The sequence below is a fragment of the Brevundimonas aurantiaca genome (assembly GCF_904830995.1).
GTDB lineage: Bacteria > Pseudomonadota > Alphaproteobacteria > Caulobacterales > Caulobacteraceae > Brevundimonas > Brevundimonas aurantiaca.
The window spans coordinates 547,727-566,495 of sequence record NZ_CAJGVD010000001.1 but is presented as its reverse complement, the minus strand read 5'-3'; the positions used below and the strand labels follow the sequence as shown (position 1 = coordinate 566,495).

The window sequence follows — 18,769 nt, the reverse complement described above, 5'->3', positions numbered from 1 at the left end:
CTAAGCCGGATCAGCGTCCGGAACGATGTCGAAGTCGATGATCAGAGGCAGGTGATCCGACGCCACCCTCGCCAAGGGAGAAAAGTCGGATCTTACGCCCGTGACGCGGATCTCGGAGCTGACGAAGCAATGGTCGATTCGGATGGCCGGAAAGCTGGACGGGAAGGTTTTCACCGAGGGCTTCAGATCGAGGCGACGCTGACAGTCGTCGAGACGCCGCGCCAAGGTCTGATAGGGGCGGGTGATCGATGTGGCGTTGAAGTCCCCGGCCAACAGGGCCGGACCCTGACATCCGCCCAGCCAGCCTGACCCCACCAGGGCGGCGGCCTGCAGTCTTTGCTCTCGAGGCACCAGGCCCAGATGGGTGTTCAGAACATTGACGGCCGCGCCGTCGATCATGATCTCGGACCAGAGGGCGCCGCGCGGCTCCAATCCCGGAATGCCGCGGACGGTAGGCAGGGCGTCGGCTCGGATCAACCGCTCGGGGTGGGGGGTCAGGATGGCGTCGCCGTAAAGCTCGGCCTCCACTCGCATGGCGGGGTGAAAGCGCGAGGTCATGGCCAGGCCCTCGGCGATCGCCTCGGCCTGATCCACCTTGCCCGTCCGCAGCCGGCCGACGTCCAGCTCCTGAAGGCAGACGACGTCCGGCTCATGCTGGCCTATGACGGCGACGATGCGATCGACGTCCAGTCGCTTGTCCGTGCCGACACAGCGGTGAACATTATAGGTCAGTAGGCGAGGCATGATTTCCCGGTAAGCGGGGCAGGGACGCAGGATTAGGCATTCTGGGCGCGGATTACGACCGCGGTGCGACGATCACAGCACGATCAGCCGGTCAGAAAGCTCATTGGGGTTGTCTGGGCGGGGTGGAAAATGCGCAGCCAGCACATCGCCGCACTGTCGAACTGCAGCCTCGAAACCGGCCGCAGGCGACCCGGCTTTTAGCCCCCGCACCAGGGCGGCCACGGCGTCGGCCCAAACGCCCGCATCCACCTTCTGAAGGATCAGCTCGTCCGTGATCAGCTCGACCTGATGTTCGGCCAGGGCGGCGAAGATCAAAACGCCGGTCCGTTCGCGCGTGACATGGACGCCGTGGGCGAGGAACTGCTGCAAGGCGGCGGCCCGAACCCGCGTACGCCGGATCGAGCGCGGCGTGACCCAACGCAGCACCGGCGGAATGCGCGTCAGCACGAAGACGAGGGCGAAGAGAAGGACCTGGATCAGGGCATAGACGGCCAAGGTCTGGCCCGCGACCGCTGATGTCGATGCATGCGCAGCCTGCCAGCCGCTCGTCGGCCAACCTTCGGGCCAACTCAGACCGACGCCGAAGGGAATGAACAGGGCCGGGACCGCCAGAGCCGCCAATGCAGCCCAGACCAGGCTGACATCGACATAGGACGAAACGCGCCCCGCCAGGACGCAGAAGATCTCGCCTGAGGTGGCTTGTTCGGCCTTGGCCACCGCATCGGCGATACGGTTCCGATCGTCTTCGGTCAGTCGCATCACCACCCTCCCGAGGCGCCGCCGCCGCCGAACCCGCCGCCGCCGCCCCTGAATCCGCCGAAGCCCTCCACCAAAACCCCGCCGCCGCGTCCGGCGTTCTTCAAGGCCTCGGACGCGGCCCAGATCAGAATGGGCGACACGCCGTCGCGTCGATGGCGACGACCGCCGTTCGCCAGGCTGACGCCGACGATGAAGAGGCCGAAACCGATCAGGGCGATGACAATCAAGGGCACGGCGGGTCCAGCCTCGGCCTCTTCCGTCTGGGCCGCCGCCGCCCGCGCCTCCGCCTCGGCCGGATCAAGCCGAAGCTGTTCGATCAGCCCATCCACGCCGTCGACGATCCCGCCCGAATAGTCGCCCTCGCGGAACGCCGGCAGGATTCGGTTGCGAATGAGCTGGGACGAGAAGGCGTCGGTCAGGATCGGCTCCAACCCATAGCCGACCTCAATCCGAACCTTGCGTTCCGTTGGGGCCACGATCAGCAGGGCGCCGTTGTCCTGATCCTTTTGCCCGATCCCCCAGGCGCGCCCCAAACGATAGCCGTAGTCTTCGATCTCAAGCCCATCCAGACTCGGAACCGTAACCACGACCAACTGGTCGCTGGACTGAGCCTCCAGCGCCGCCAGCTTTTCCGTAAGGGCCTGCTCCGTCGCCGCGTCCAAAAGATCCGCCTGATCGACCACACGGCCGGAAAGGGGCGGAAAAGCCGGCTCCGCCAAGGCCGCGGATGCGACCGCCAGGGCGATGATCAAGGTCGTGAGAAGGCCCGCCAGACCGGCCGCGACCGTGCGATGTTTCACTCGGGCGAGAAAACCGCTCACGAGGACGTCACTGCGCGGGCGGGGCGGATCCCGGCGTCACCGGCGCCGCTCCGCCGCCCGGGGCAGCGGCCGGCGCTCCGAGGTTGAACTCCACCTTGGGCGCCGACTGGGCTTCGGCCGTCGCGGTGAACAGCTGCATCGGCTGCGAGCCGGAATGGACCGTCTTGGCCCAGATCACATTGGGGAAGGTCCGCAGGGTGGTGTTGTAGTCCCGCACGGCCTCATTGTAGTCGCGGCGGGCGATGGTGATCCGGTTTTCCGTCCCCTCCAGCTGAGACTGCAGGGTCAGGAAGTTCTGATTGGCCTGGAGCTGGGGATAGGCTTCGACAGAGACCAGAAGGCGCGACAGAGCGCCGGAAAGCTGTCCCTGGGCCTGCTGGTACTGCTGGAAGGCCTGGGGATTGCTGAGGTCGGCGGCCGAGACATTGACCGAAGTCGCGCGGGCGCGGGCGTTGATCACCTCCGTCAGGGTGGTGCGTTCCTGGATCGCCGCGCCCTGAACGGTGGCGACCAGATTGGGCACCAGATCCGCCCGGCGCTGATACTGGGCCTGGACGTCGGCCCAGGCGGCTTCAGCCCGTTCCTGTTTGGTCGGAATCGTATTGTAGCCGCAGGCGGACACCGCCGGAACGGCGACGAGCGTTGCGGCCAAGGCCAGAGCGCGAGCATTGGAACGAGCCATGGTTTCTCCCCTCTCGGCGATCAGCGCCGTGGCGGCGACTATCGCCCCACGGCTGCAACGCTTCAAGCGTCCAATGGCTCCGGTTCGACGCCGGTGGAGCGACAGGCGGCCGAATAGGTGTTGGCCAGCAGACAGGCGATGGTCATGGGGCCGACGCCGCCGGGAACCGGGGTGATGCGACCCGCGATCTCCACCGCTTCCTTGAAGGCGACATCGCCGACCACGCGGGTCCTGCCCTCGGCCGCCTTGACCGGATCGGCGGACGGTACGCGATTGATGCCGACGTCGATCACGGTCGCGCCCGGCTTGATCCAGTCGCCCTTGATCATCTCAGGCCGGCCGACGGCGGCCACCAGTATGTCGGCCGTGCGGCAAAGGGCGGCCAGGTCGCGGGTCTTGGAATGGGCCACGGTGACGGTGCAGTTTTCGGCCAGCAGCAGCTGCGCCATCGGCTTGCCCACGATGTTCGACCGGCCCACGATGACGGCGTTCAGACCCGTCAGGTCGCCCAGCTGATCCTTCAACAGCATCAGACTGCCCAGCGGGGTGCAGGGGACCATGCCGGGCAGTCCGACCGCCAGCCGTCCCGCATTGACCACATGAAAGCCGTCGACGTCCTTGTCGGGATCAATGGCGTCCAGAACGACCGAGGAGTCGATGTGTTTCGGCAGCGGCAACTGCACCAGAACGCCGTGGATGTCGGCATCGGCGTTCAAGGTCGCGATGAGGGCGAGCAGATCTTCCTGGCTGATCGTGTCGGGCAGGCGGTGGGTGTCGGACCGCATGCCGGCGCGCAGCGTGGTCTCGCCCTTGTTGCGGACGTAGATCTGGCTGGCCGGATCTTCGCCGACGATGACGACGGCCAGGCCAGGCTTCACCCCCTCATTGGCCTCCAGGCGGGCGGCGGCGGCGGCGACCCGGTCCACCAGGGCGGCCGCATAGGCCTTGCCGTCGATCAGTATGGCGTGCGCGGGCTCGGCCGACATGAGAGCTCCTGGGCGAGAAGGGACGGAAAGGGGATGGCGCGATTTACAGCCGTCCCCGTTCTGCGTCTATGATCGGGCGCAAACTCTTGGAGTGTTCTTCATGAAGCCCTCGCTTCTCGCCGCCGCCGGCGCCCTGGCCCTGATCTGGAGCGTCTCGCCCGCCCTGGCGCAGGAGGCTGCGAGCCTGAGGATCGGCGCGACCGTTGACGGCGCCCTGGGGGAGGGCGACGCCCGGGACACCGACGGCGACTATGTCTATGACGACTATCGATTCGCCGCGCGCGCGGGCCAGCGGCTGGAGGCGGTGCTGAGATCCGACTCCTTTGACGCCTATTTGGCCCTTTACGCCGAAGGATCGGACGAGGCCTTGGCGGAAGACGACGACGGTCTGGGTGAGGGCACGGACGCGCGGCTGCGCTTTACGCCCGAAGAGGACGGAACCTATGTGCTGCGGGCGCGGACCCTGTCGGGAACGGACGGCGGGGGCTACAGCCTGTCGCTCCGCGAACGGCCCGCCCCGGCCCGAGCGCCCCGGCCCGCGCGGATCCGACTGGGCGCCGAGGAGGCCGGAGAACTGACCGATCGCGACCCCCAACAGGAGGACGGCGGTTCCTATGACGCCTACGGCTTCCGAGCGGAACAGGGCCAGAGAGTCATCATCACCCTGAACTCCGACGACTTCGATCCTCTGGTGCGGGTCGGGCGAATGGCGGGCGGCGACTTCGTCGAACTGGCTCACAATGACGATGGCCCCGATCAGGGGCTGAACTCCCGCCTCGTCTTCACGGCGCCGACGGCGGGCGACTATGTGATCCGCGCCACGGCCGTGCAGGACGGAACCGGCGCCTATACGATCGGACTGGCGCCCGCCCCTGACGCCCCGCCGGCGAAACCCCTCGCGATCGGCGATAAGGTCGAGGGCGAACTGAATGCCGACACGGGGGCCAATGACGACGGTCAACGCGCCCAGCTGTATCGCTTCAGCGCTGAGGCGGGTCAGCGGGTCGCCATTGAACTGTCGTCAAAGGATTTCGACACCTATCTGGTCCTGCGAAACGGTGTTGATGACAGTGTGATCGCGCAAGACGACGACGGCGCAGGCGTGGGTACGAATTCGCGCCTGACGGCGACCCTCGATACGGCGGGAGACTATGTGGTCGAGGCGCGGGCCTTCAGCGGCGACGGAGAGGGACGATTCACCTTGACCGTCAGCGAAGTCGCGCCCCCGCCGCCGCCGACGCCGATCCAGTTCGGCGACACGGTCGAAGGCGAGATCAAGACCGAAGATCCCCAGTCGGATGACGGCAAACACTATCACGCCTACGCCTTCTCCGGCGCGGAGGGAGAGCGTATCCAGGCGATCCTTCGATCCGGCGACTTCGACGCCTATCTGGAGGTTGGGGCCGCCGAAGGCGATTTCACCGCCTTGGCCAGCGACGACGACGGCCTGGCCCAGGGTACGGATTCGCGGCTGAACTTCACCCTGCCGAAGACCGGCGACTACGTCATCCGGGTCATGCCCCTGTCGGCGGAAGAGGACGGGCTCTACGCCCTCGAACTGACCGAGCGCGGCCCGGAGCCGGAACCCGGCAGCATCCTGGTCGGCGCCACGGCGCGCGGAACCCTGAGTTCCACCGACGCCATGACCGAAGAGGGCGCCTATTACGACGCCTATCGCTTCCAGGCCAAGAAGGACGAGAAGCTGCGCATCACCCTAGTCTCGAACGCCTTTGACGCCTTCCTGGATCTGGGCGAAGGCGGCGAAGCCTTCACCAGTCTGGCGACGGACGATGACGGGCTGTCGGACACCCACGCCAAGCTGGAATGGACCGCGCCGGAAGACGGCTGGTACGTCGTGCGCGCCCGGGCCCTGGCCCCCAATGAGACCGGCGCCTATGCGCTGGCGGTGGAACGCCAGCCCTGATCAGGGGCTGGCTCCGTCTCAGGCGGAGGGCAGCAGGTCGAGGGCGAAGGGGCGGTACCGCCCCGCCCGAACCCCGTCAGTCGCGCGGGCGATGTCGGGCGCGAAATAGTGGTCGCTGGCGTAGGGGGCGGCGGCTTCGCGGACGAGGGCGTAGACCCGTTCCAAGGCCTGGGAACTGGTCAGAGGACGGTGGAACTCCAACCCCTGGGCCGCCGCCAGCAGTTCGATCGCGACCACAGTGGCGGCGTTCTCCGCCATGTCCAGCAGGCGTCGCGCGCCATGGGTCGCCATGCTCACGTGGTCTTCCTGGTTGGCGCTGGTCGGCACAGTGTCGATGCTGCACGGGTGGGCCATCATCCGGTTCTCGGCCACAAGGGCCGCAGCCGTCACCTGGGCGATCATGAAGCCGGAGTTCAGCCCGCTTTCACGAACCAGGAAGGCCGGCAGTTCGCTCATCTTCGGATCGACCAGAATGGCCGTTCGCCGCTCGGAGACATTGCCGATCTCGCACAGGGCCATTGCGATCTGGTCCGCTGCAAAAGCAACGGGTTCAGCGTGGAAGTTGCCGCCTGAAATCACATCCCCGTCGTCAATGAAGACCAGGGGGTTGTCAGTCACTGCATTGGCCTCGCGTTCCAGGGCGTCGGCCGCCGTGGTCAGGACGTCAAGCACGGCGCCCATGATCTGGGGCTGGCAACGCAGGGAGTAGGGATCCTGAACCTTGGCGCAGTCGTCTCTATGGCTGTCGCGTATGGCCGAGCCCTGCATCAGCGCTCTCAGTCGGCCCGCGACGGCGATCTGGCCCGGCTGGCCGCGCAGGGCGTGGATTCGTGGATCGAACGGGGCGTCTGACCCCTTCAGGGCGTCGACGGACAGGGCGCCGGCCGCGATCCCTGCGGCGAACACCGCCTCTGCGGCGAACAGACCCGCCAAGGCCAGGGCGGTCGAGCATTGGGTGCCGTTCAGAAGCGCCAGGCCTTCCTTCGGCCCCAGAACCAGCGGCTCCAGCCCGATCTTGGCCAGGGCCGCCTGGGCGTCCAGAACCGCGCCGCCCTGACGAGCCTCGCCGACGCCGATCAGGACGCTGCTCATATGGGCGAGGGGCGCAAGGTCGCCCGAGGCGCCCACCGATCCCTTGGATGGGACACAGGGCAGGATGTCCGCCTCGACCAGAGCGATAAGGGCCTCCAGCGTCTGGCGGCGAACGCCCGAGGCGCCGCGGGCCAGGCTGGCGATCTTCAGCACCATCATCAGCCGCGTCACTGGGTCGGGCAGGAGAGGGCCGACGCCGCAGGCATGGCTCAGCACCAGATTGCGTTGCAGGGTCTCAAGATCCTGAGGCGCGATGGAGGTGTTGGCCAGGAGACCGAAGCCGGTGTTGATCCCATAGACCGTTCGCCCTTCATCGACGATGGCGGCCACCGTCTCGGCGCCGCGCTCGACGTCGGACCAAGCCTGGGGCGTCAGGGTGACCGTCACCGGCCCCTCCAGAACGGCGCGCAACTGGGGCAAGGTCAGGCGCGCAGCGCCGATGATCAGTTCTGTCATGATCAAGCCTCGAGGCTGGGAAGATTCAGACCGTGGGCCCGCGCCGCCGCACGGGCGACCTCGTAACCGGCGTCCGCATGGCGCATGACGCCTGTCGCGGGGTCGTTCCACAGGACCCGCTCAAGCCGGCGGGCCGCCTCCGGCGTGCCGTCGGCGACGATGACCACGCCGGAATGCTGCGAATAGCCCATGCCGACCCCGCCGCCGTGATGCAGCGACACCCAGCTGGCGCCGGAGGCCGTGTTCAGAAGGGCGTTCAGCAGGGGCCAGTCCGATACGGCGTCGGACCCGTCCGCCATGGCCTCAGTCTCGCGGTTGGGACTGGCGACGGAGCCGGAATCCAGATGATCCCGCCCAATCACGATCGGCCCCGACAACTCGCCCGAGGCGACCATGTCGTTGAACATCAGCCCCGCGCGATGACGGTCGCCTAGTCCGATCCAGCAGATTCGGGCCGGAAGTCCTTGAAAAGCTATTCTTTCCTGCGCCATGTCCAGCCAGCGGTGCAGGCCCGCATTGTCAGGAAACAGCCGTTTCATGGCCGCATCGGTCTTGCGGATGTCCTCTGGATCTCCAGTCAGGGCCGCCCAGCGGAACGGCCCCACCCCCCGACAGAACAGGGGGCGGATATAGGCGGGCACAAAGCCGGGGAAGTCGAACGCGCGCGCCACACCCTGATCCAGGGCGACCTGGCGGATGTTGTTGCCGTAATCGACCACGGGCGCGCCGGACGCCTGGAAATCAAGCATGGCCTGGACATGGCGGGCGATGGAGGCGGCGGCGGCGGCAGAGACGGCGCCGGGATCGGACTGGCGACGGTCCTCCCATTCCGCCACAGACCAGCCGGAAGGCAGATAGCCGTTCACCAAATCGTGGGCGCTGGTCTGGTCCGTCACCAAATCCGGCTTCACCCCGCGCTTGACAAGTTCAGGCAGAAGTTCGGCTGCATTGCCCAACAGGCCGACCGAGATAGGTTTTTTACCGATCTTGGCCTGCTCAATCAGGTCGAGCGCCTCGTCCAGGCTTTCCGACATGACGTCGAGGTAGCGGGTCTTCAGCCGCATCTCGATACGGCTGCGCTGGCATTCGACGGCCAGACAGGAAGCCCCCGCCATGGTGGCCGCCAGCGGCTGGGCCCCGCCCATCCCGCCCAGGCCCGCCGTCAGTATCCATCGCCCGGACCAGTCGCCGCCGTAATGCTGGCGACCGGCCTCCATGAAGGTCTCATAGGTGCCCTGAACAATGCCCTGGGTGCCGATGTAGATCCATGACCCGGCGGTCATTTGTCCATACATCATAAGCCCTTTACGGTCGAGTTCTGAGAAATGATCCCAGGTCGCCCACTTCGGCACGAGGTTGGAGTTGGCGATCAGCACGCGTGGCGCATCCGCATGGGTGCGGAACACGCCCACCGGCTTGCCTGACTGGACCAGAAGCGTCTCATCGGGGGCCAGATCGGTCAGGGTTTGGACGATCCGGTCGAAGGCCGGCCAATCCCGCGCCGCCTTGCCGATCCCACCGTAGACGACCAAATCCTGCGGTCGTTCAGCGACTTCCGGGTCGAGATTGTTCATCAACATCCGGATTGCGGCCTCGGCGGCCCAGGTCTTGGCGGTCCTTTCAGGACCGCGCGGGCTGCGGATCTCGCGCATATTGGTCTTCATGTCCGGCTCTCGGCGAAGGTGATGCAGGCGTTCAGGATGCGGCGCAGATGACGACGCATCGTCTCGGCCCGGTCCGGCTCATAGGGGCTGGGCCAGTTTTCGGGCGTCAGACCCTCGGCCGGTTCGCGCATATAGCCTCGGTCCGCCAACTCCATCTGGATGGCGTGCACGCCGACTTGGGGACGGCCGTAGTGGCGCGTGGTCCAACCGCCCTTGAACCGCCCATTGACGACCAGACTGTCGCCGCTGACGGCGCAGGCGGCCTCGACCGCCTGGGTCAGCTGCGGCGCACAGGTGGCGCCGTCATTGTCGCCGATGTTGAACTGGGGCAGTTCGCCGGCGAACAGCCGGGGCGCCACCGATCGGATCGAGTGGGCGTCATAGACGACCAGGGGCCCCTTCGCCTGCAACCGGTCGATCTGGGCCTGAAGCGCCGCATGATAGGGATCGAACCAGGCCGCCCGCCTTTCCTCGATCTCGGCAGCTTCGGGCGCCTGGCCGGGCCGGTAAAGGGGCTCGCCGTCGAAGGTTTCGAGCGGACAAAGGCCGGTCGTGATCTGGCCCGGATAGAGGGATGCGCCGGACGGGTCGCGGTTCACGTCGATCACACTGCGCGACAGGGCGGTGCGAACCGTGGTCGCGCCCATGTCCCGGGCGAAGTCGTAAAGCCGATCCACCCACCAGTCGGCGTCCTTGCGCGCCAGCCAGGGCGAGCTCATCCGCGCCTCGATCGCTGCAGGAATGGTCGTTCCCGTGTGGGGCAGGCCGATGATCAGGGGGGCGGCGCCCTCGTGCACGGTCAGCCAGTCGGACGTCATCTCGGCCTCCCTCGCCAAATCGGATCGTCGTGGTATGTCTAGACATATTGATCGCAACCCGATGGACCTGTCCAGTGACGCCCGAGCCCACGCCCGTCGATCTGTTGCTCTGGTTCGAAGCGGCCCTGCTGCCGCAAGGCTGGGCGCGCGGGGTCAGGGTCCGGGTCCGCGAAGGCCGCATATCCCGTCTGGAGACGGAGGTCGCGCGATCGCCGCAAGACCAGGGCGGCGGCGTGGCCCTGCCGGGCGTCGCCAATCTGCACAGCCACGCCTTTCAGCGCGCCATGGCCGGTTTGACCGAGGCGCGCGGGCCGACCGATGACGACTTCTGGACGTGGCGGCGTCTGATGTACCGGTTTCTGGATCGGGGCGGGCCTGACGAGATCGAGGCCATCACGGCCCTGGCCTTCGCCGAAATGCTGGAGGGCGGCTTCACCCGGGTGGCGGAGTTCCACTACCTCCACAACGACCCCACCGGCGCGCCTTACGCCGACCGGGCGGAGATTGCGACCCGGATCGCGGCGGCGGCCGAGGCGACGGGCATCGGCCTGACCCTGCTGCCGGTCTTCTACGCCCATTCCGGCTTCGGCGGCCTGGCGCCGACCGAAGGTCAGAGACGGTTCATCACCGACCTCGACGGCTATGCGGTCCTTGTCGCCGATTGCCGCGCCCTGACCGCCGGACTGGCGGACGCCGGGGTGGGGGTGGCGCCCCACAGCCTGCGTGCGGTCACGCCGGAGCAGTTGCAGGCGCTGCTTGTCATGGCCGGACAGGGGCCGATCCATATACATGTGGCGGAACAGACCAAGGAGGTTGAGGACTGTCTGGCCTGGTCCGGCGCGCGCCCCGTGGAATGGCTGTTGGCCAACGCTCCGGTTGATCCACGCTGGTGCCTGATCCACGCCACCCATGTGGCGGAGACCGAATGGCGGGGAGTCGCCGCGCGCGGGAGCGTGGTCGGCCTGTGTCCGATCACAGAGGCCAATCTGGGCGACGGAATCTTCCCGGCGGCGGCCTATCACCGCGCCGACGGCCGTTTCGGCGTAGGCACGGATTCCAATGTACAGATCGGCCTGGCCGACGAATTGCGGATGCTGGAATACAGCCAGCGGCTGGCCCTCAGAGGCCGGGCCGTCATGGCTGACCCCGGTCGTTCGACCGGACGGCTCCTCTTTGATCAGGCCCTGGCCGGGGGCGCTCAGGCGACCGGCGTGTCCTGCGGTTTGAGCGTGGGCGCTGCGGCGGACATCGTCGCCCTCGACGGCGGCCATATCAGTTTCGAGGGCCGGTTCGGAGACGCGGTGCTGGACAGCTGGATTTTCGGGGCGCCCAGAGGGGGCGTCGCCTCGGTCTGGCGCGCGGGACGGCTGGTGGTCCGGCAGGGACGCCATGTCGCGCGCGACGCCATTGAGGCGCGCTATCGCCAGGCCTTGAAGGCGGTGCTGGCGTGAGCGCGGGGCCGCTGCATCGCCGCATCTATTCCGATCTGGAGGATCGCATCCTTTCGGGCGCCCTCGCGCCGGGGCGGCGGCTGCCGTTCGAACATGAGCTCATGCAGGACTACGGCTGTTCGCGGGCGACCGTGTCCAAAGCCCTGTCGGAACTGGCGGCCCGAGGCTTGGTGGTGCGCCGACGCCGCGCCGGCACCTTTGTGGCCCAGCCCAAGGCCCACGCCGCCTTCCTGGCCATCCCCGATCTCAGGGCCGAGGTGACGGAGCGGGGACAGGTCTACGGCTATCGGCTTCTGACGCAGATCGAGCGCGGGCCGACGGACGCCGCCGAAGCGGAACTTGCAGCCGGCGCGCGCCTTTTGGACCTGACCTGTCTTCACAGCGCCGATTCCATTCCCCTGGCCCTCGAGCGGCGACTGATCGGGCTGAAGGCTGCGCCCCAGGCGATCGCCGTCGATTTTAGCCGGGTTTCGCCCGGAAGCTGGCTCCTGGAATCAGAACCCTGGACCGAGGCTGAAAATCGCATCGGCGCGATGGGGGCGGACGCCCAATCGGCGCGCCTCCTGCAGATCAAGAGGGGCGCCGCCTGCCTTTGCGTGGAACGACGGACCTGGCGCGACGGTTTGGGCGTGACCCAGGTGCGCCAGATCTTTCCGGGCGACCGCTATGATCTGGTCGCGCTTTTTTCCTCCGCCCGTTCCGGCGGCCGCGGCGGGGAGCCGAGACGATGAAGATCGACCTGCTTCTGACCGACTGCCACGCCGCAACCCTGTCCGAAGGCGAGGGGGGCTATGGGGTGATCGAGGACGCCGCTGTGGCGGCGGCGGACGGACGCATCGTCTGGATCGGACATCGGGCGGACCTGCCGACCGTGTCGGCCCGCAGGACGGAGCGGCTCGACGGGCGCTGGATCACGCCCGGCCTGATCGACTGCCATACCCATCTGATCTTCGGCGGCGATCGAGCGGCCGAGTTCGAACAGAGGCTGGGCGGCGCGACCTACGAGGCGATCGCCCGGGCCGGCGGAGGGATTCTGTCTTCGGTCCGGGCCACCCGCGCGGCGTCGGAAGCCGAACTGTTCGCCTCGGCCATGGAACGGCTGGAGGGGCTGAAGGCGACGGGGGTCACCACCGTAGAGATCAAGTCCGGCTATGGTCTGGACCGAGACAGCGAGTTGAAGATGCTGCGCGTCGCCCGCCGCATCGGTCGAGAGGGCGGGGTGCGGGTTCGCACCACCTATCTGGGTCTGCACGCCACGCCGCCGGAGCATCGCGCGAACCCCGAAGCCTATGTCGATGAGGCCGTCGAAGACATACTTCCCGCCGCCTGCGCCGAGGGACTGGTCGATGCGGTGGACGCCTATTGCGAGCCGATCGCCTTTTCCCCCGATCAGGTGTCGCGCCTGTTCGACAAGGCGAGAGGGCTGGGTCTGCCGGTCAAACTGCATGCGGACCAGTTGTCCGACAGCGGCGGGGCGGCCTTGGCGGCGCGTTACGGCGCCCTGTCCGCCGATCATATCGAATATGCGACCCAGGCCGGGGTGGCGGCCATGGCCCAGGCGGGGGTCGTCGCGGTGCTGCTGCCGGGCGCCTTTCTGATGCTGCGCGAGACCCGGATTCCGCCGATCGACGCCTTGCGCCGTCACGGCGTCCGAATGGCGGTGGCTACAGATTGCAATCCGGGAACCTCTCCGCTCGCCTCCATGACGGCGGCGATGACTCTGGCCTGCGTTCAGTTTCGACTGACTCCCCAAGAGGCCTTGGCGGGGGCGACGCGAGAGGCGGCCCACGCCCTGGGTCTCGGCGCCGACCTGGGGCGTTTGGAGGTTGGTCTCAGAGCCGATCTGGCCGCCTGGGACATCCAAAATCCCGCAGAACTGGCCTATTGGCTGGGCAAGCCTGTGCTGCACGCCCGTTGGCTGGACGGCGTGCGCTCTTAGGTTGCAGGCGGGCGAGATTTAACTATAGGTTGCCTCCATAGCCGGGGAGCAATCTGTGGATGTCGACGCCTTTATCGCGCATTGGGCCCATGCCCCGATCGGGGAACGGTCGCATTATCAGACCTTCATCATTCAGCTTTGCCGTCTGATCGGCGTCCCGGCGCCCGACGACGAGCGAACCGGCGACCTGGACTATTGTTTCGAGCGGCCGGTTCGCTTCCGACATGACGACGGCCGCGCGACCCAGGGCTGGATCGACTGCGCCAAGCGCGGCTGTTTCGTGCTGGAGGCCAAACAGTCGTCAAAGCGGCGCAACGGCGGCCCCCTTGACCCGGCGGTGCAACTGTCGCTTTTCCTCAAACCCAGCGCCAGGCCTCGCGCGCCTTCGCCTGAGGCGGTGGATCGCCTGATGCGCGCGGCGAAGCGCCAGGCTGAGAACTACGCCAAGGCGCTGGATGAATGGCCGCCCTTCCTGATCATCGTCGATGTGGGCCGGTGCATCGAGGTCTGGTCGGATTTCGATCGTCAGGGGAAGGCCTATATCCCTTACCCGGATCGCGCCACCTACCGCATCGAGCTGGAGCATCTTCGCGCGCCCGAGGTCCGCGACAGGCTGCGCCGGATCTGGCTCGACCCCCTGTCCTTGGATCCCGCCGCTGCGGTCGCAGAGGCGACGACGGACATCGCCCGACGTCTGGCCTGGCTTGTGCGCTCGATCGGCCAGAGGCGATCGACGGCGGGCGAAGACCGGGTTCAGCGGGCGGCCCGCGCCAACCAGACCGCGCTCTTCGTGATGCAGTGCATCTTCGCCATGTTCGCCGACAGCGTCGGCCTGATCGAGGAGCGGGGATTCCTGCGGTTTCTCGAAGCCTATCGGGGCAAGGCGGATCGGTTCCACGAAGGGGCGCGGGTCTTCTTCGGCCTTATGGATCAGGGCGGGCATTGTCTGGCGATTCAGCAGCGTCTTCGCCGCTTCAACGGCGGCCTGTTCCGCTCCGCCGTCCCCTTGCCGATCACGGAAGAGGAGCTTGAGGCCCTGATCGCGGCGGCGCGGTGCGACTGGGCCCTGGTCGAGCCGGCCATATTCGGCGCCCTTTTGGAACAGGCCCTGGACCCGCAAGAGCGCGCGGAACTGGGGGCGCACTACACCCCCAGGGCCTATGTCGAACGCTTGATCGAGCCGACCATCATGGAGCCCCTGAGAGCGGACTGGGAGGCGGTCGAGGCCCAGGCCCTGGGGCTCTATCTCGAAGGCGACGTCCAGGGCGCAAGGCGGATGATCCGCACCTTTCACGATCAGCTTTGCCGGGTGCGTGTGCTGGACCCGGCCTGCGGGACGGGGAACTTTCTCTACGTCGCCATGCACATGATGAAGGCGCTTGAGGGAGAGGTTCTGGGCGTTCTGGCGGAAATGGGGGAGAAGCAGGGCCGCCTAGGTCTGGACGGCCACGTCGTCAGTCCCGAACAATTCCATGGGTTGGAGAAGAACGCCTACGCCGCCTGGATCGCCGAAATGGTGATGTGGATCGGCCATCTGCAATGGCATTTTCGCCTGTTCGGCGACGCCGCCCCTTCTGAACCGATTTTGAAGGACTTTCGCCGGGTCGTGCATGTCGACGCCCTGGTCAGTTGTTCGCGGATCGCTGGGGCGCCGGGCGAAACGGGCGGGGATCGTTCGGTCGAGCACTATGTCGATCCGCGGCCGACGCCCTGGCCGGAGGCGCATTTCATCATCGGCAATCCGCCGTTCATGGGCGGCAAGGATCTGCGTGCGGCCTTCGGCGACGGCTATATGGCCGCCCTGGACCAGGTGCGCGGTGGTCGGTTTCGCTCCGCCGATCTGGTGACCGTCTGGTGGGATCGCGCGGCTGAGATTCTGACCCGGCCGGGGTCCATCCTGCGCCGCTTCGGCTTCATCACCACCAATTCCGTCACCCAGACCTTTTCGCGTCGTGTCATCGCGCATCATCTCAACCGCCGCCCGGCGGTTCGCCTGGTATTCGCCATCCCCGACCATCCGTGGGTCGTCGGCGTCGGCCGCGCCGACGTCCGCATCGCCATGTCGGTGGCGGAAAGGGGGGAGGCGGACGGCCAGGGCCGGTGGCTGGGCGTGACCGACGAGGCCGACCTCGACACGGATCTTCCCCGTCTGACCTTTCAGGAAAGGCGAGGGGTCATCGGCGCGGACCTGATGATCGACGACGGTCTGGGCCGGGCGGTCGATCTGAGAGCCAATGCAGGCCTAGCCTATCGCGGCGTCCAGCTGATGGGCGCCGGATTCCTGGTGACGCCGGAGAAGGGACGCGCCCTGCTGGGCGGTTCAGAGGTCGGAGCGCCGTCGCCGATCCGCGCCTATCGGAATGGTCGCGATCTGGCGGATCGCAGCCGCAATCTTGAGGTGATCGACCTGTTCGGGTGGGACGAGGCCGACGTGCGGCGTCGCCATCCTCTGATCTATCAGCATCTGCTTGAGACGGTGAAGCCCGAACGGGAGCGCAACAACCGCGCCGCCTACAGGGACAGTTGGTGGCTCTTTGGCGAGCCGCGCCGCGAGCTTCGCGCGGCCCTGACGGGTCTTGATCGCTATATAGTTACGGTCGAAACCGCCAAACACCGCTGGTTCCGCTTTCTGGACAAGGACGTCCTGCCCGACAACAAGCTCGTCGTCATCGCCAGTGACGATCCGGCCGTGCTGGCGGTGCTGTCGTCCCGCGTCCATCGGGCCTGGTTCGCCGCGAACGGTGGAAGGATCGGCGAGTATCAGCGCGAGGCCGTCTATGTGAAAGGCGTCTGTTTCGACCGCTTTCCCTTTCCCGAACTGGACCCGGCCCAGGCGGCTGAACTGGCGGCCCTGGGGGAGGAGTTGGACCAGACGCGGGCGCGCGTCCTGGCTGAGAATCCCGACCTGACCATGACGGCGCTTTATAACGCGATGGCCCGCGCGGCCGAGGCCCGTCCCCTCGAGACGTCCGAACGGGACAGACATGACCGCGGCCGCATCGGCATCCTCGATCATCTTCATCGCCGGCTGGATGAGCGGGTGACCAAGGCCTACGGCTGGCCGGCCGATGCGGATGAGGCGACGATCGTCTCGGGACTGACGCAGCTGAATCGAAGGAGGGCGGAGGAAGAGACCCAGGGAAGGGTGCGCTTCGTCCGTCCCGCCTATCAGAGCGGCAAGGTACGGATCATCGCGCCCCAGCCCGTCCAGACCGAGGCGGTCCTGGTATCGCCGCCCAGCCGGCCGCAGCTTCCGGAGGAGCCGGGCCCCTTGGCCTCAGCCCTGCTGTTCCGTCTGAGACGCGCCGGCGTCCCCATGCAGCCTGAGCATCTGGCGGCGGCGTTTGAAGGCGGCGGACGGCGTAAGACCCGCACGATCGAACATACGCTGGCGGTCTTGGCCGTTTCAGGGGCGGTTCAACATTCGGAGACAGGCTGGTTCGCCCCCCATCGAGCTTGAAACCCGAATCAGACCTCGGCCACGCCCATAGCCTTCAGCAAGGCGTCGCGCACCGCCGCCTCTGTGAAGGGCTTCTGGATGGTCGGCGACCCGCGCCATTCGTCCGGCAGACCGCCTTCGCCATAGCCGGTCGAGAAGACGAAGGGCACGCCGCGGGCTTTCAGGGCCTCCGCTACGGGAAAGACCTGCCGGCCGGCGACATTGACGTCCAACAGGGCTGCGTCCAGCTCGACCGTGTCGCGGGCCAGGGTCTCGCCCTCGTCGATATTGGACGCGGGACCGATGGGCACGCACTCCATGTCCTCCAGAATGGTCTCGAGCAACATGGCGACGAGGGACTCGTCCTCCACAACCAAGACGCGGCGTCCATTCAGCGGCTGGTTCATAGGGCGGGTGTCCTGTCGAGGGGAACCATGAGTTCCGCAATCAATCCGTCTTTGCCGTAAACCAGATCGATCTCACCCGCCAGATCGTGACGAATGTTTCGTTCAATCAATCGGCTACCAAAGCCTCTTGTGTCCGGTGGCGTAACTTTCGGCCCGTCCAACTCTCGCCAGGTCAGCTTTAGTTTCGGCGCAGTCTGATCCGCCAGGCCCCAATCGACCAGAACCCGTCCGTCGGGCGTGGAAAGGGCGCCGTATTTGCCGGCGTTCGTCGCCAGCTCATGGAAGATCATGCCCAAAGACAGGGCTGTAGCCGGCGCCAGGGCGACGGCGGGACCGTTCAGGTGGAAGCGCGTCGGACCGAACGCCTCGGTCTCGTGCTCCAGAATGGCGCGCAGATCGGCGCCCTCCCAATGGGTCCGCGTCAGAAGATCATGGGTGTGGGAGAGTGCCAGGATTCGCGCCTGGAAGGCCTGGGCGAAGGTGGAGGGGTCGCGGTGGGACCGCGCCGTCTGGATCGCGATGGACTGGACCGTCGCCAGGGTGTTTTTCACCCTGTGGTTCAGCTCGTCGATCATCGACTTCTGACGGCGGGCGGCCAGGACGTTCTCGGTCACGTCGTGACCCTGTACGAAGATGCCGACCACCTGGCCGGCCTCGTCGCGAATGGGCTGATAGATGAAGTCGAGATAGTGGTTTTCCAGCGGCGCTCCGGGCCGCCGCTGAAGTTGCGCCAGGCTTTCGCGCCCCTCATAGGCTTCGCCTGTAGCGAAGACGGAATCGAGAAACTCGTAATAGCCTTGGCCGGCCAGCTCAGGCAGCGCCTCTCGGATCGGCTTGCCGGCGATGTCGCGGTGGCCGATCAACTGCCCATAGGCGGCGTTGTACATCTGAAAACAGTGGTCCGGGCCCGACAGAATGGCGACGAAGCCCGGCGCCTGCATGAACATCTCGACCAGGCGGTTGCGTTCCTTCTCCAGGCGACGGTTGTCCTCCTGCACCGACTGAGCGCGCCGCAGAACGGAACCGCCGACGATGGCATCGAGGGCCGTGGTCGGTTCGTCGCGCGGGGCGGCCGGGAACAGGTCCGTGATATCCATCGTGTGCTGAAGCAGAAGGACGACCTCGCCCTCGGCGTTGAGCAGCGGCGTATGGGTGGCGCTCCAGATCCGCTCCTCGAACACCTCCCGGCGATCATCCAGGCGTCGTGGGAGCGAATAGCGGACGAGGGCCAGATGGTCGCGCTGTCGGGTGTCGCGCGCCTTTTCAAGTGAGGCCCTGACCTGCCGGACGTTTTCGGGCGCCTCCTGCCCCGGTCCGGAATCGAAGGCCTGAAACAGCGGTCGACCCAGGAGATCGGGCCGATTCGAACGGGTGACGTCCAGATAGGCCTGATTGACGTCGAAGATCCGCAAATCCGGGGTGAGCAACAGATAGGGATTGGGCGAAGCCGCAAACGCGGTCGCCAAATCGGCGATCGACGCGCCCTGTGTCAGAAGTTCAGTCAAGCCACGCCCCAGTCGAACCGGGCGTAAACGCCGACCTGACGAAAAGGTTCACGCCAGCACAAATCATTTTCGGATCGTCATT

Annotated in this window: 15 protein-coding genes; 5 read left to right on the top strand and 10 right to left on the bottom strand. The window is 66.7% G+C overall.

Annotated elements, in window-relative coordinates:
* The 5 genes from JMT67_RS02875 to folD form a co-directional block, all read right to left on the bottom strand.
* Window positions 1-744, bottom strand: a complete 744-nt coding sequence (locus JMT67_RS02875; RefSeq protein ID WP_054765802.1) for an endonuclease/exonuclease/phosphatase family protein — start codon at window positions 742-744, stop codon at window positions 1-3.
* 72 nt (window positions 745-816) lie between these two features.
* The gene (locus JMT67_RS02870) at window positions 817-1,503 is read right to left on the bottom strand and encodes a TPM domain-containing protein (RefSeq protein ID WP_227975921.1); all 687 of its coding nucleotides are present in this window, start codon (window positions 1,501-1,503) and stop codon (window positions 817-819) included.
* Window positions 1,503-2,324, bottom strand: a complete 822-nt coding sequence (locus JMT67_RS02865; protein ID WP_233455772.1) for a TPM domain-containing protein — start codon at window positions 2,322-2,324, stop codon at window positions 1,503-1,505. The genes JMT67_RS02870 and JMT67_RS02865 overlap by 1 nt, the downstream gene beginning before the upstream one ends.
* 7 nt (window positions 2,325-2,331) lie before the next feature.
* Complete coding sequence (locus JMT67_RS02860) at window positions 2,332-3,006, bottom strand: LemA family protein (protein ID WP_054765800.1); 675 nt, start codon at window positions 3,004-3,006, stop codon at window positions 2,332-2,334.
* A 62-nt stretch (window positions 3,007-3,068) separates the two neighbouring features.
* Entirely contained in the window at window positions 3,069-3,992 is a 924-nt protein-coding gene (gene folD, locus JMT67_RS02855; protein WP_201462640.1) for a bifunctional methylenetetrahydrofolate dehydrogenase/methenyltetrahydrofolate cyclohydrolase FolD, read from the bottom strand.
* Between the two features lie 100 nt (window positions 3,993-4,092).
* Here folD and JMT67_RS02850 point away from each other — a divergent pair, with 100 nt between their 5' ends.
* Complete coding sequence (locus tag JMT67_RS02850; protein WP_201462639.1) at window positions 4,093-5,916, top strand: PPC domain-containing protein; 1,824 nt, start codon at window positions 4,093-4,095, stop codon at window positions 5,914-5,916.
* Window positions 5,917-5,934: 18 nt separating this feature from the next.
* Here JMT67_RS02850 and hutH read toward each other — a convergent pair whose 3' ends face one another.
* From hutH to hutG, 3 genes are read right to left on the bottom strand one after another with little or no spacing between them, the layout of a single operon-like run.
* On the bottom strand, window positions 5,935-7,464 hold the full coding sequence (gene hutH, locus JMT67_RS02845; RefSeq protein WP_201462638.1) for a histidine ammonia-lyase: 1,530 nt from the start codon (window positions 7,462-7,464) through the stop codon (window positions 5,935-5,937).
* Between the two features lie 2 nt (window positions 7,465-7,466).
* Entirely contained in the window at window positions 7,467-9,128 is a 1,662-nt protein-coding gene (hutU, locus tag JMT67_RS02840) for a urocanate hydratase (protein ID WP_201462637.1), read from the bottom strand.
* Window positions 9,125-9,946: an N-formylglutamate deformylase gene (gene hutG, locus JMT67_RS02835; protein ID WP_201462636.1), complete on the bottom strand. Its 822-nt coding sequence runs from the start codon at window positions 9,944-9,946 to the stop codon at window positions 9,125-9,127. The genes hutU and hutG overlap by 4 nt, the downstream gene beginning before the upstream one ends.
* Window positions 9,947-10,020: 74 nt before the next feature.
* Between hutG and JMT67_RS02830 the strand changes: the two genes are divergently transcribed.
* From JMT67_RS02830 to JMT67_RS02815, 4 genes are read left to right on the top strand one after another with little or no spacing between them, the layout of a single operon-like run.
* Window positions 10,021-11,397, top strand: coding sequence for a formimidoylglutamate deiminase (locus JMT67_RS02830; protein WP_201462635.1), 1,377 nt, complete (start codon window positions 10,021-10,023; stop codon window positions 11,395-11,397).
* The gene (hutC, locus tag JMT67_RS02825; protein ID WP_201462634.1) at window positions 11,394-12,128 is read left to right on the top strand and encodes a histidine utilization repressor; all 735 of its coding nucleotides are present in this window, start codon (window positions 11,394-11,396) and stop codon (window positions 12,126-12,128) included. The genes JMT67_RS02830 and hutC overlap by 4 nt, the downstream gene beginning before the upstream one ends.
* A complete protein-coding gene (gene hutI / locus JMT67_RS02820) occupies window positions 12,125-13,336 on the top strand; it encodes an imidazolonepropionase (protein WP_201462633.1) in 1,212 nt (403 codons plus the stop codon). Before hutC ends, hutI begins: the two co-directional genes overlap by 4 nt.
* Window positions 13,337-13,391: 55 nt before the next feature.
* Window positions 13,392-16,796, top strand: coding sequence for a class I SAM-dependent DNA methyltransferase (locus JMT67_RS02815; protein WP_201462632.1), 3,405 nt, complete (start codon window positions 13,392-13,394; stop codon window positions 16,794-16,796).
* Window positions 16,797-16,804: 8 nt separating this feature from the next.
* On the opposite strand, the gene JMT67_RS02810 is transcribed toward JMT67_RS02815, so the two are convergent.
* Both JMT67_RS02810 and JMT67_RS02805 read right to left on the bottom strand, forming a co-directional pair.
* Window positions 16,805-17,182 (bottom strand): response regulator, encoded by a 378-nt coding sequence (locus JMT67_RS02810; RefSeq protein WP_152950274.1) that lies wholly within the window; start codon window positions 17,180-17,182, stop codon window positions 16,805-16,807.
* Window positions 17,179-18,687, bottom strand: coding sequence for a sensor histidine kinase (locus JMT67_RS02805; protein ID WP_233455771.1), 1,509 nt, complete (start codon window positions 18,685-18,687; stop codon window positions 17,179-17,181). The genes JMT67_RS02810 and JMT67_RS02805 overlap by 4 nt, the downstream gene beginning before the upstream one ends.
* Window positions 18,688-18,769 lie beyond the last annotated feature (82 nt).